This window comes from Caulobacter sp. UNC279MFTsu5.1, from assembly GCF_900114015.1.
GTDB lineage: Bacteria > Pseudomonadota > Alphaproteobacteria > Caulobacterales > Caulobacteraceae > Caulobacter.
The window spans coordinates 1-11,910 of record NZ_FORN01000054.1; the positions used below are offsets into that span (position 1 = coordinate 1).

Annotated in this window: 13 protein-coding genes; 8 read left to right on the plus strand and 5 right to left on the minus strand. The window is 68.5% G+C overall.

Annotated features, from left to right (window positions below):
- Positions 1 to 513: 513 nt before the first annotated feature.
- The 3 genes from BM066_RS22490 to BM066_RS22500 all read right to left on the minus strand — a co-directional run bounded on the left by BM066_RS22490 (position 514) and on the right by BM066_RS22500 (position 2,065).
- Entirely contained in the window at positions 514 to 831 is a 318-nt protein-coding gene (locus BM066_RS22490) for a hypothetical protein (protein WP_089930382.1), read from the minus strand.
- Between the two features lie 309 nt (positions 832 to 1,140).
- Positions 1,141 to 1,506 carry a hypothetical protein gene (locus tag BM066_RS22495; RefSeq protein ID WP_089930384.1) on the minus strand — a complete coding sequence of 122 codons (366 nt, stop codon included), beginning with the start codon at positions 1,504 to 1,506 and terminating at the stop codon, positions 1,141 to 1,143.
- The gene (locus BM066_RS22500; RefSeq protein WP_089930386.1) at positions 1,496 to 2,065 is read right to left on the minus strand and encodes a hypothetical protein; all 570 of its coding nucleotides are present in this window, start codon (positions 2,063 to 2,065) and stop codon (positions 1,496 to 1,498) included. Before BM066_RS22500 ends, BM066_RS22495 begins: the two co-directional genes overlap by 11 nt.
- 129 nt (positions 2,066 to 2,194) lie before the next feature.
- Between BM066_RS22500 and thiD the strand changes: the two genes are divergently transcribed.
- The 3 genes from thiD to BM066_RS22515 all read left to right on the plus strand — a co-directional run bounded on the left by thiD (position 2,195) and on the right by BM066_RS22515 (position 4,654).
- Positions 2,195 to 3,016 (plus strand): bifunctional hydroxymethylpyrimidine kinase/phosphomethylpyrimidine kinase, encoded by an 822-nt coding sequence (gene thiD / locus BM066_RS22505; protein ID WP_089930389.1) that lies wholly within the window; start codon positions 2,195 to 2,197, stop codon positions 3,014 to 3,016.
- Between the two features lie 50 nt (positions 3,017 to 3,066).
- A complete protein-coding gene (locus BM066_RS22510; RefSeq protein ID WP_089930457.1) occupies positions 3,067 to 3,594 on the plus strand; it encodes a nucleotidyltransferase family protein in 528 nt (175 codons plus the stop codon).
- Positions 3,595 to 3,808: 214 nt separating this feature from the next.
- Positions 3,809 to 4,654: a PhzF family phenazine biosynthesis protein gene (locus BM066_RS22515; RefSeq protein WP_089930391.1), complete on the plus strand. Its 846-nt coding sequence runs from the start codon at positions 3,809 to 3,811 to the stop codon at positions 4,652 to 4,654.
- A 3-nt stretch (positions 4,655 to 4,657) separates the two neighbouring features.
- Here BM066_RS22515 and BM066_RS22520 read toward each other — a convergent pair whose 3' ends face one another.
- Positions 4,658 to 5,059: a hypothetical protein gene (locus BM066_RS22520; protein ID WP_089930393.1), complete on the minus strand. Its 402-nt coding sequence runs from the start codon at positions 5,057 to 5,059 to the stop codon at positions 4,658 to 4,660.
- A 259-nt stretch (positions 5,060 to 5,318) separates the two neighbouring features.
- Positions 5,319 to 7,202: an ATP-binding protein gene (locus BM066_RS22525; RefSeq protein WP_089930396.1), complete on the minus strand. Its 1,884-nt coding sequence runs from the start codon at positions 7,200 to 7,202 to the stop codon at positions 5,319 to 5,321.
- Between the two features lie 168 nt (positions 7,203 to 7,370).
- On the opposite strand from BM066_RS22525, the gene BM066_RS22530 reads away from it, so the two are divergent.
- The 5 genes from BM066_RS22530 (at position 7,371) to BM066_RS22550 (ending at position 11,817) form a co-directional block, all read left to right on the plus strand.
- The gene (locus BM066_RS22530) at positions 7,371 to 7,700 is read left to right on the plus strand and encodes a hypothetical protein (protein WP_089930398.1); all 330 of its coding nucleotides are present in this window, start codon (positions 7,371 to 7,373) and stop codon (positions 7,698 to 7,700) included.
- A 58-nt stretch (positions 7,701 to 7,758) separates the two neighbouring features.
- Positions 7,759 to 8,187, plus strand: coding sequence for a hypothetical protein (locus tag BM066_RS22535; RefSeq protein WP_255367690.1), 429 nt, complete (start codon positions 7,759 to 7,761; stop codon positions 8,185 to 8,187).
- Between the two features lie 135 nt (positions 8,188 to 8,322).
- Positions 8,323 to 9,495, plus strand: a complete 1,173-nt coding sequence (locus tag BM066_RS22540) for a phosphoserine transaminase (RefSeq protein WP_089930402.1) — start codon at positions 8,323 to 8,325, stop codon at positions 9,493 to 9,495.
- A 152-nt stretch (positions 9,496 to 9,647) separates the two neighbouring features.
- A complete protein-coding gene (serA, locus tag BM066_RS22545) occupies positions 9,648 to 11,228 on the plus strand; it encodes a phosphoglycerate dehydrogenase (protein ID WP_089930406.1) in 1,581 nt (526 codons plus the stop codon).
- Positions 11,229 to 11,451: 223 nt separating this feature from the next.
- The gene (locus tag BM066_RS22550) at positions 11,452 to 11,817 is read left to right on the plus strand and encodes a VanZ family protein (protein ID WP_089930409.1); all 366 of its coding nucleotides are present in this window, start codon (positions 11,452 to 11,454) and stop codon (positions 11,815 to 11,817) included.
- Positions 11,818 to 11,910 lie beyond the last annotated feature (93 nt).

Below are 11,910 nucleotides of genomic sequence, written 5' to 3' on the forward strand. Positions count from 1 at the left end.
GTCGGAAGGTCTGCTCCCAGGCGGTGACGTCAAGGGTCCGCTTCCGGCGCAAGCGTCAATTCCCATTTTCGACCCTAGTCGTTGGGAATGCCCGCTTGGGGGCTTCCGCATCGCGGTGCCGTGGCGCATGGTTGGCGGATGAGCAAGCCGCCCACAGAGCCGGAACGCCCCAAGCCAGCCGTCATTGCGATAGACGCCAGTGGAAACGTGACCGCTACGGTAGACGGCGAGCCCGTCGATGCCGATCAACTCATGTCCGAGCTTACCGCCGCGCAGCGCGAAGCTGACAACGACGAGGGGAATAGCACGGATAGCTAACGTCCGTTTCCCACCCGTCGCGGACGTTCCAAACGTCTGCTTCGCGTGCGTCCCCAAGGCAGGCGGATGGAGAGGGGCGGCCTCTCCCATCCTGGAATCGTCATCTCGGGCCTCGTTGTTCAGGCCAGAGACATCCCTGGCGGGAGGCCGTGCGTCGCGGGCCCTGGGTCCCGCACGGGCTCGGCCCGGAAGGCTTCAGTTTCCGACAAGAGGCGAGCCGCGCGGCAGTCCGTAGACTTCGGCCTTGCGGGCGGCGAGCTTGTAGCCGGTCGGGGTGAGCTGGAGGTCGTCGCGCAAGGGGACCCCGCCGCTGGGTAGGATCGGGACGTTCCGCAGGTGAGGCCATCGCCGCCTCAGATCGGCCAGGACGCCGTCGCGCGTTCGAGACGTTGCGCCGAGGTGCTCCCGGTCCGCTGCCTCCAGGAACAACACCCAGGGCGGTCCGCCGCGATTGGCCATCACCTGAATTTCGGGCCATTCCCTGTCGTGGCCGAGCGGGCGGTAGACGATCATGAAGGCGGTCGTCCGTGGATTGGCCGCTAAAAGAGCTGTCATCCCGGACAAGCCCGGCGCAAGTCGGGCGCCGATCCGGGACCGCCGCAAGCGCCGAGTTCATGCGTCGGTCCCGGATCTTCGCGCTGCGCGCTTCGTCCGGGATGACAGCCGCTCCTGGTCATATGCGATTGCCCTGCCCCAGCGGGGGGAGCTGGCCCGGAGGGGCGGAGGGGGCCAGCGGCGCAGGCCGAAAGACCCCCTCAGTCGTTCCGCGACAGCGCCCCCGGCGGGGGAGCATCCGCGTCAGGTCTGTGGATAACTTCGGTCCTACCGCGACGGCAGGGCGTCGACCAGGTGGCAGGACTTGGCGGCCGTGATGTTCCCCAGGTCGACCACCTCCAGGCCGTTGCCGTCCTCGTCCTGGACCTCGACATACTCGCCGATCACCTCGACATAGACCGGGGCCTGCAGGGTCTTCAGGCGCTCGCGCAGCCGGGCGACCGGCTTGTCGGTCTCGCCCTCGCGGTCGCGCAGCACGTAGCGGTTCTGGACCAGATCGCAGCGGGTCAGGATCAGCTGGTCCTTCCGGACGTCGACCGTGCCGATATAGATGTCCTGGGCTAAGGCGGGCGCGGCGGCCGCGGTCAGGGCCAGGGCGCAGAGCGCGGAAGACAGGAGCGGCTTACGGGGCATTTTCGATCATCTCGAAGGTGTAGCTGCAGCCGGCCAGCGTCTTGCCGGGATGCGAGGTGACGGTGGAGACATTGAGGGTGACGTGGGTCTTGTAGGTGAAGCCGCCGGCCTCGCCCTTGTCGGTGGTGGTCGAGATCTCGCGTTCGCCCAGGAACTTTGCGGGCAGGTCGATGGCCGGCTGGATCTCCAACTGGCGGGCCAGCGGATGCGGATCGGCTTCGTCGAGCACCGCCATCGGGCCGGAACTGGTGAAGACGATGTGGCGAGTCTGGCGGCCGAACACCGTGATCGGCGCCTTCAGCGCATAGGCCTTGAGCAGGAAGTTGTCGGTCTTCTCCTCGGTCAGGCCGAAATGGGTCCGGGCCTGGGCCGCCTCGTCGCCGACCAGCCAGAAGGCCAGGGCGTTGTAGGTCGGCACGTCGTAGGTGCGGCATTCGATCAGCTTGGCCAGGTCGAGGGTCGCGGGGTCGATCTGGTCGCCGGCGGCCGCCTGGGCCAGGGCCGCGGCCGGCGTGAAACAGGCCGCGCCGATCAGCGCGGCGCGAAGCAATCTTCTCATCGTGGAACCCCAACCAACGCAACTTGGCAGGGAATACGCGCGGGATACGGTGAAGGTTCCCCGTCGGGGGCGAGAAAGCCCGCATCACGGCGCCTACCCTCACCCCCGACTCCCCGCTAAAACCGACCCATGACCCAAGCCCCGCATCAAGGCCGCGTGCTCGTTCTCGCCGGATCGGATTCCAGCGGCGGGGCGGGGATCCAGGCCGACATCAAGACCATCACCGTCCTGGGCGGCTACGCGGCCACGGCGATCACCGCGATCACCGTGCAGAACACCCTGGGCGTGACCGGCGTGCTGCCGATCCCGCTGGAGATCGTCGAGGCCCAGGCCCGGGCGGTGCTCGACGACATCGGGGCCGACGCCTTCAAGACCGGCATGCTGGGCGACGCCGCCACGGTCGAGGTCGTGGCCCGGGTGCTGGACAGCGCGAAAGGCGTTCCCGCGGTCATCGACCCGGTGATGGTCGCCAAGGGCGGAGCTTCGCTGCTGGCCGCGCCGGCGATCGGGGCGCTGAAGCGCCTGCTGATCCCGCGCGCCGCCCTGCTGACGCCCAACGCCCCGGAGGCCGCGGCCCTGACCGGCCTTCCCGTCGAGACCACCGACGACCTGCGTCGGGCCGGCGAGGCCCTACTGGAGCTGGGCGCCCACGCGGTGCTGATGAAGGGCGGCCACGTGCCCGGAGAACGGGTCGTCGACCTCTTGATCACCCGCCAGGGCGAGACGGCCTTCGAGGGCGAGCGGATCGACACCCGCCACACCCACGGCACCGGCTGCACCCTGGCCAGCGCCTGCGCGACGGGCCTGGCCCAGGGGATGAGCCTGACCGAGACGGTCGCCCGGGCCTGGAACTACGTCCACGAGGCCATGCTGCGCGCGCCGGGCTTCGGGGCGGGGCACGGGCCGCTGGACCATGGCTGGCCACTTCGCGGGGAAGGGGGGCGGCGGTGAGCGATCTGGAAGCCCGCCTCGTCGACATCATCCGCGGCGTTCCCACCACGATGCAGGTGCTGCGCACGGTCCGGGATCTCGACCTGCCCGACGCCCTGGTGTTCTCCGGCGCCGTCTACCAGCCGGTCTGGAATCATCTGACCGGCCGGGCGCCCGACTATGGGATCAAGGACTACGACGTGGCCTATCACGACGCCTCCGACACCTCGTACGAGGCCGAGGACGTGGTGATCCGACGGGTGGCGGCGGCGTTCGAGCCGCCGCTGCGCGAGCTCGTCGAGGTGCGCAACCAGGCCCGGGTGCACCTGTGGTTCGAGCAGAAGTTCGGGGCCGACGAGCCCTATCCGCCGCTCGAGTCCAGCGCCGAGGCGCTGAAGCGCTTCGTGGCCACCGCCTTCTGCGTGGGCGTGCGGATGGAGGCCGACGAGCGCCTGTCGGTGTTCGCCCCGTTCGGGCTGGAGGACCTGTTCGCCCTGCGCCTGCGGCCCAACCCGCTGCGGGTGAAGGGCGCCGGCGGCTGGGCGCGCACCACGGGCTCGGCCCAGGCCCGCTGGCCGGAGATCACGGTGGAAGCCTAAACAAAACAGCTGTCATCCCGGACAAGCGCGCAGCGCGCCGATCCGGGATCGAAGCGTGAACTCAGCGCTTCCGGCGGTCCCGGATCTTCACCCCGGCTTCGCCGGGGCTTGTCCGGGATGACAGCTGAAAATGCATTGTCACCTGGGACAATGTTCGAATTGATCGGTGAAAGTCCCGGCTCTACTGCTCATGGCGCCAACAGGAGCCCCCGCCATGCGCCAGTGGACCATCGACGCCTTCGCCTCCGGCCCGTTCAAGGGCAATCCGGCCTGCGTGGTCGAACCGTTCGACACCTGGCCCGACGCCGCCTGGATGCAGGCTCTGGCCGCCGAGAATAACCAGGCCGAGACGGCCTTCCTGCTCAAGACCGCCGACCCGGCGCGGTTCGGCCTGCGCTGGTTCACCCCGGCGATCGAGGCGCCGCTGTGCGGCCACGCCACCCTGGCCAGCGCCCACGCCCTGTTTGAGGAGATGGGCGTCGACGCGCCGTTGCTGACCTTCGACACCCTGTCGGGCGAGCTGACCGTGCGCCGGATCGACGGCGTGTTCGGCGGCGCGGGGCTGGAGATGGACTTCCCGGCCGATCCGCCGCGCCGGGTCGAGGCCGGGCCCGACCTGGCCAAGGCCCTGGGCGTGACGCCGCTGGAGGTCTGGGCGGGCCAGTACCTGCTGGTCGTGGTCGCTGACGAGGCGACGGTGCGGGGACTGGCGCCGGACTTGGTTCAGCTCAAGACCGTCGGCGCCGGCCTGGCCGGCGGCGGGCCGGGGCAGGTGATCGTCGCCGCCCAGGCCGATCCGGGCCGGGACTACGCGGTGGTCAGCCGCTTCTTCGCCCCGGCCGCCGGCATTCCCGAGGACCCGACCACCGGCTCGGCCCACTGCATCCTCATGCCGCTGTACGGCGACAAGCTGAGCGCGGCGAGCCTGCGGTTCCACCAGGCCTATCCGGGGCGGGGCGGCGACCTGGACTGCGAAAACCGCGGCGCGCGCGTTCTCCTGCGCGGCCGCGGCTTCACGATGGTGGAGAGCCGGCTCAGGGTGGAGCCGGCCCCCGTCTAGGCCCTAGTAGCGACGGCCGTAGTCGTAGTCGCGGTCGTGGCGCTCGTAGCGGATCTGGGCGCTGATGCGGTCGTAGCGGCGATCCAGGTCCTCGCGCTCCCAGCCGGTCAGGCCGCCGCGACGATAGCGGGCTTCCAGGCGGGCGGTTTCCCGCAGCTCGCTCCTCAGGCGCCAGGCCTCGTTGCGGGTCAGGCCGCCGCTGCGGAGGCCCCGGTCGATGCGGGCGTCGAGGCGGGCCGCGCGGTCGCCGCGGTAACCCTGGTCGTAGCCGTAGCCGCGGTCGTAGTCGCGGTCATAGCTGCGATCGGGGCCACGGTCATAGCCGTAGGACTGGGCCGAGGCGACGGCGGGGACCGCGGCGGCGATGGCCGAGACCGCGGCGATCGAAAGCAGAATCTTTTTCATCGTACGGTTCCTCTCGAAAGGTTGCGGCGTCCGACGGGACGACGTTGACCCTAAGAGACCACACGCAGGCTGAAGCGGGTCTGAGCCGCCTGTTGTGCTGCGTTCAGGTAGGTGAACCGCTCAAAGATCCGCTCATCCCGGCGAACGCCGGGACCCAGATCCTATGGTCGAGAGGCTGATTGGAAGAGCACCGAGCCCGAGGAACCCGCCACACCGCTATTCCATCTGGGTCCCGGCATTCGCCGGGATGAGCGGCTTCTTAAGCCGCCACCACCTTAGAGCCCTCGCGCCGGGCTGTGGCCACGGCGGTCTCGATGGCGTCGTAGAGCTTGGTCACCTCGATCGGCTTGGCGACGTGGCCGTCCATGCCGGCGGCCATGTAGCCCTCGACCTGGTGGACCAGGGCGTTGGCCGTCACGGCCACGATGGGGATGCGCTTGCGGCCTTCGCTGACCTCGAGCGCGCGGATGGTGCGGGCCGCCTCGACGCCGTCCATCACCGGCATGTGGATGTCCATCAGCACGATGTCGTGGCCGCCGCGCTTCCAGGCCTCGACGCAGGCCGCGCCGTCGGCCACCAGCTCGACCTCGGCGCCCAGCGGGGCCAGGACGGCGGCGATGACCTTCTGGTTGGTCGGGTTGTCGTCGGCGGCCAGCACGCGCAGGCGGCGCTCCGATTCGATCGGCGGCGGGGCGGCTTCCACCGGCGCGGCGACGGCCGCCTCGCCGCGCGGCATGGCCACCACGACGGTGAAGGTCGAGCCCTGGCCCTCGCGACTCTGCACATGGACGCCGCCGCCCATCAGGGTGGCCAGTTCGCTGCAGATCGACAGGCCCAGGCCCGAGCCGCCGAACCGGCGGGTGGTCGAGCTGTCGGCCTGGACGAACTTGGTGAACAGGCGGGGCAGGGTCTCGGCGTCGATGCCGATGCCGGTGTCCACCACGTCGACGCGCAGGCCGCTGCCGTCGTCGGCCGAGGCGAAGCGCACCGAGACGCTGCCCTCGAGGGTGAACTTCAGGGCGTTGGAGACCAGGTTGCCGAGGATCTGACGCAGGCGATCGACGTCGCCGCGCCACGAGCCCAGGGCCTCCGGCGCGACGAACACGCCGAACTCCAGGTTCTTGGCCCGCGCCTGGGCGGCGTAGGATTCGCGGATCGACAGGGCCAGGCTGGCCAGGTCGAAGTCCCGCTCGACCAGGTCCAGGCGGCCGGCCTCGATCTTCGACAGGTCCAGCACGTCGTTGAGCACCGACAGCAGCAGGGCGCCGGACTCGCGGATCACCGACAGGCGCTCGCGCTGGGCGGCGCTGAGCTCGCCCATGGCCATGACCTCGGTCATGGCCAGCACGCCGTTCAGCGGCGTGCGGATCTCGTGGCTCATATTGGCCAGGAAGTGCGACTTCAGGACGTTGGCGGCGTTGGCGTCGTCGCGCGCCTTGACCAGTTCGGCCATCGCCCCGCGCAGGTCGTGGTCGTTGACCTCCAGCCGCGCGACCAGGTGGTTGAAGCTGTCGGTCAGGCTCTGGAAGACGTCGTCGTCGGCGGCCTGCTCCACCGGTTTGAAGCGGCCGTCGGCGGCGACCTCGCGCATGGCGTTGGACAGGCGCTCCATCGGCTTGGTCATGCGCCGGGCCAGGCCGTTGGCCAGCAGGATCGCCAGGCCGGCCGAGCCGAAGAACAGGGTGCCGGTCAGGGCCAGGTCGCGGGCCATGATGTCGGTCAGGCTGGGACGGCGCGCCGACAGCGACAGGGCGCCGACCTGTCGGGAGCCTAGCCGGATCGGGCGGACCAGGGTGTCGACCTCGGCGTCCCCGGCCACGCCGACCTGGGCGACCGTCTGGCCCTGCACGTCGGTCAGGCGCACCGACACGACATTGGGCGCCTTGGCCACCGCTTCGAGGGCCCGATAGGCGCCGACGGTGTTGTGGTCGGCGATCGGCGCGGCGGCGCCCGCCGCCACCATCTGGGCCAGGATCTCGTGATTCGCCCGGGATTCCTGGCGGGCGACGCTCCATTGCTGGAGCATGAAGCAAACGCACGCCGCCAGCAGCGCGACCACGGTGGTGGTCAGCGCGACGCTGGCGATTCGCGCCTGCAACGGTGCATGCGGCGTGCCTTCGGGGCGGCGGCTTTCGTCGATCATGACCCGTCCGGGTTGGCTTTCGGTCGTTATTCTCGCGCGATCTTCCTAACGGTTCACTTCCGCCCGGACCCCCGCCCGCGACAAACTAACGCTAGCGGTTGTTTTTATTTCCGCCCCCTTAACATCTGGTTTACCTTCCTCCTTAGGTTTTTATTAAGGAGATGGGGTGTGGAAAAGGCTTTCGTTGCTCAACGCGTCGCTAACAAGCTGTTCGCCACCGAGGCTGCTGTCGACGCCGCGATGGTGGAGACCATGGAAATGATGGCGGAACTGATCCAGGCCCGTAAGGACCTGGGCCTGTCGCCTACGGTCGCCAACGGCGCCACCGCTAAACTGGGCGACGCGGTCGCCGCGCTCACCGCCGCCCGCTCGGCCGTGGTCGAAGCGCACGCTCAACTGGATGAAGTCCGCCTACGCATCGGCATCCGGACCAAGCTGATCGGCGTGATCGGCAAGGAAGGCTCGCTCGTTCAGCATGATCTGCGCGCCGCCAGCTAAGTTACATTGCAAATAGTTTAATACCTTGGGCCTCTAATTTCGGTTAGAGGCCCAAGGCATGCATCTAGATCTCCTGATCCTATTCGGTTGGAGCTTGATTCTGGGCGTCAGCCTTTTGGCTTGGCGCTTGGGCGGTCGTGTCGAACGGCAAGTCGCCCTACTCGTTGTGGTCATGTCGCTGGCCATCACCCTGATCGGCCTGATACCGGACAAGACGATCCAGAAGCCGAGCTATTTCCTGGTCGATGGCCTGTTCGGCGCTGGGCTGTTGGTCATGGCGATGCGCTACACGACCGCCTGGCTGGGCGTCGCCGTCCTTCTGCAGGCCGCGCAATTCAGTCTTCATGCCTATTATTTGGTGGCGGGCAAGCTGTACGACACCTTCTACGCGATGGTGAACAACCTCGTCAGCCTGGGCGTGCTTCTATGCCTGGCCGTCGGATGCCTGCTGGCTTGGCGCAAGCGGCGGCGCGTCGCCGCAAAATAATTGCCGCACGCGGATGATTCGTTCGTTCCGCCGCAAAATCTCTCCTTGCCTTCGCCGTCGAAAAAGGGTTTGTCGCCGGCGGGCCACATCCCCCCAACGGGATGCAGTCCATCTGTAAGGATGGGAGACATCGATATGACGACCCTCGCCAAGCCGGCGATCCGCCCGGCTCGCCCCGAGTTCTCTTCCGGCCCCTGCGCCAAGCGCCCTGGCTGGACCCCCGAAAATCTCAGAAACGCCGTCCTGGGCCGGTCGCACCGCTCCAAGCTGGGCAAGGGCCGCCTGAAGGCCGCCATCGACCAGACGCGCGAAGTTCTGGAGGTCCCCGCCGACTTCCTGATCGGCATCGTCGCCGGTTCGGACACCGGCGCGGTCGAGATGGCGATGTGGTCGATGCTGGGCGCCCGCCCGGTGCAGCTGCTGGCCTTCGAGTCCTTCGGCAAGGACTGGGTCACCGACGTCACCAAGCAATTGAAGCTGCCGAACGTGGAGGTGCTCGACGCGCCCTACGGCCAGCTGCCCGACACCGCCAAGGTCGATCCGGCCAAGGACCTGGTCTTCACCTGGAACGGCACCACCTCGGGCGTCCGCGTCCCGAACGCCGACTTCATCAGCGCCGACCGCGAAGGCATTGTCATCTGCGACGCCACCAGCGCCGCCTTCGCCCAGGCCCTGGACTGGACCAAGCTCGATGTCGTGACCTTCTCCTGGCAGAAGGCCCTGGGCGGCGAGGGCGCGCACGGGATCCTGATCCTGTCGCCGCGCGCCGTGGCCCGCCTGGAGAGCTACACCCCCGCCTGGCCGATGCCGAAGCTGTTCCGCATGACCAAGGGCGGTAAGATCGCGGCCGACATCTTCGAGGGCGCGACCATCAACACGCCGTCGATGCTGTGCGTGGAAGACGCCCTGGACGCCCTGAAGTGGGCCGCCTCGATCGGCGGCCTGGAAGCCATGCGGGCCCGCGCCGACCAGAACCTGGCCGTGCTGGCCGACTGGGTGGCCAGGACCCCGTGGGTCGAGTTCCTGGCGGCGACGCCGGAGATCCGCTCCAACACCTCGGTGTGCCTGAAGGTCGTCGATCCCACGATCGCCGCCCTGCCGGACGACGCCCAGGCCGACTTCGCCAAGAAGCTGGCCTCGCTGCTCGAGAAGGAGGGCGCGGCCCTCGACATCGGCGGCTATCGCGACGCCCCGGCCGGCCTGCGCATCTGGTGCGGCGCCACCGTCGAAGCCTCGGACCTCGAGGCCCTGACGCCCTGGCTGGACTGGGCGTTCGCCACGGTCTCGGCCGAACTGGCCGCCGCTTAACCTAGCGCCGTAGAACCCCTCAGTCGCTCCGCGACAGCTCCCCCGGAGGGGGAGCATCTCGCACCGGGCAGATCCTCCCCCTCTGGGGGAGGTGGCCTGGAGGGCCGGAGGGGGCCTTCACCCACGACATTCTCCGCAAGGAAACCCGAACCATGACCGCTCCCCGCGTCCTCATCGCCGACAAACTCAGCCCCGCCGCCGTCGACATCTTCAAGAACCGCGGCGTCGACTTCGACATCAAGGTCGGCCTGTCGAAAGACGAACTGATCGCCGTGATCGGCGACTATGACGGCATCGCCATCCGCTCGGGCGCCAAGCTCGACAAGGACGTGATCGCCGCCGCCCACAAGCTGCAGGTCATCGCCCGCGCCGGCATCGGCGTCGACAATGTCGACATCCCGGCCGCCACCGCCAAGGGCGTGGTCGTCATGAACACCCCGTTCGGCAACTCGATCACCACGGCCGAGCACGCCATCGCCATGATGTTCGCCCTGGCCCGCCAACTGCCCGCCGCCGACGCCTCCACCCAGGCCGGCAAGTGGGAGAAGAACCGCTTCATGGGCGTGGAGCTCTACGCCAAGACCCTGGGCCTGATCGGGGCCGGCAACATCGGCGGCATCGTCGCCGACCGCGCCCTGGGCCTGAAGATGAAGGTCGTGGCCTACGATCCCTTCCTGTCGCCGGAACGCGCCATCGAGATCGGCGTGGAGAAGGTCGAGCTGGAGGACCTGCTGGCCCGCGCCGACGTCATCACCCTGCACACCCCGCTGACCGACAAGACCCGCAACATCCTGTCGGCCGAGAACCTGGCCAAGACCAAGAAGGGCGTGCTGATCGTCAACTGCGCCCGCGGCGGCCTGGTCGACGAGGTCGCCCTGCGCAAGCTGCTGGACGACGGCCACGTGGGCGGCGCGGCCTTCGACGTGTTCGTCACCGAGCCGGCCAAGGAAAACCCGCTGTTCGGCTCGGACAAGGTCGTGGCCACCCCGCACCTGGGCGCCAGCACCGCCGAAGCCCAGGAGAACGTGGCCCTGCAGGTCGCCGAGCAGGTCAGCGACTACCTGCTGACCGGCGCGGTCACCAACGCCCTCAACAGCCCGTCGATCACGGCGGAAGAAGCCCCCAAGCTGAAGCCGTTCGTGGCCCTGGCCGAGAAGATCGGCGCCCTGGCCGGCCAGATGGTCGACTTCGGCATCGTCGCCATCGACATCGCCTTCGAGGGCGAGGTCTCCAAGCTGAACGTCAAGCCGATGACCTCGGCCGCCCTGGCCGGGATCCTCAAGCCGATGCTGGCCGAGATCAACATGGTCTCCGCGCCCGCCGTGGCGAAGGAGCGCGGGATCACCGTCTCGGAGAGCCGCCAGGAGGTCAGCCCCACCTATGACAGCCTGATGCGCATCACCATCACCACCGAGAAGGGCAAGCGCGCCTTCGCCGGCACGGTGATCGCCGGCGCCCCGCGCATCGTCGAGGTCAAGGGCATGGAGCTGGACGCGGGCTTCTCGCCGGCCATGCTGTACATCAACAACCTGGACAAGCCGGGCTTCATCGGCGCTCTGGGCATGCTGCTGGGCGAGGCGGGCGTCAACATCGCCACCTTCAACCTGGGCCGCGTCTCGGCCGACGAGGACGCCATCGCCCTGGTCGGCGTCGACCAGGCCCCGGACGAGACCCTGCTGGCCAAGATCCAAGCCCTGCCGCACGTCAAGGAAGCGCGAGCCCTGACGTTCTGATCCTGATCCTTCTCCCCTTGCGGGAGAAGGCGGCCCGAAGGGCCGGATAAGGGGTCTTCCAGACGCTCGAAGCCGCGTCCGGTCGCTCGACCGGGCGCGGCTTTTGCGTTTGTCGACGTGCAGATCCCGTGCAGCCGGCGAGGGGATGTGGCGAAGGCCGTGTTTGGCCATTTTCAAGCCTCACCGGACCGGCTAGGTGCGGGCGTCCCAGCCAGGAGTCCCGATGTTCTTCCGCGCCCGCAAGATCAACCGCCTGGTCTTCATCGTCTTCCTGGCCGCCGCCGCCTTCGCCCTGGCCAAGGCCCTGCTGCCCGACAACGACAGCCTGGGCCTGATCCCCTGGGACAAGGCCAAGCACTTCCTAGTCTTCTACGTGCTCAGCGTCCTGGCCAGCCTGGCCTTGCCGCAGAGCCGGCTGCACCGCATCGGCCTGGCCATGCTGGCGTTCGGCGGGGCGATCGAGGTCCTGCAGGCCTTCGTCGGCCGCGACGCCTCGTGGTTCGATCTGCTGGCCGACGGCTGCGGCATCAGCGCGGCGTTCGGACCGATGCTGGTTTCGAAATGGTGGCGGGCCGCGGCGCGGTTCTAGGCTTCTAATAGATCCGCTCATCCCGGCGTTCGCCGGGATGAGCGGCTCGGCTTGACTCTCCAGTCCCGAAGGATCAGAACAAAAAGCGAACAT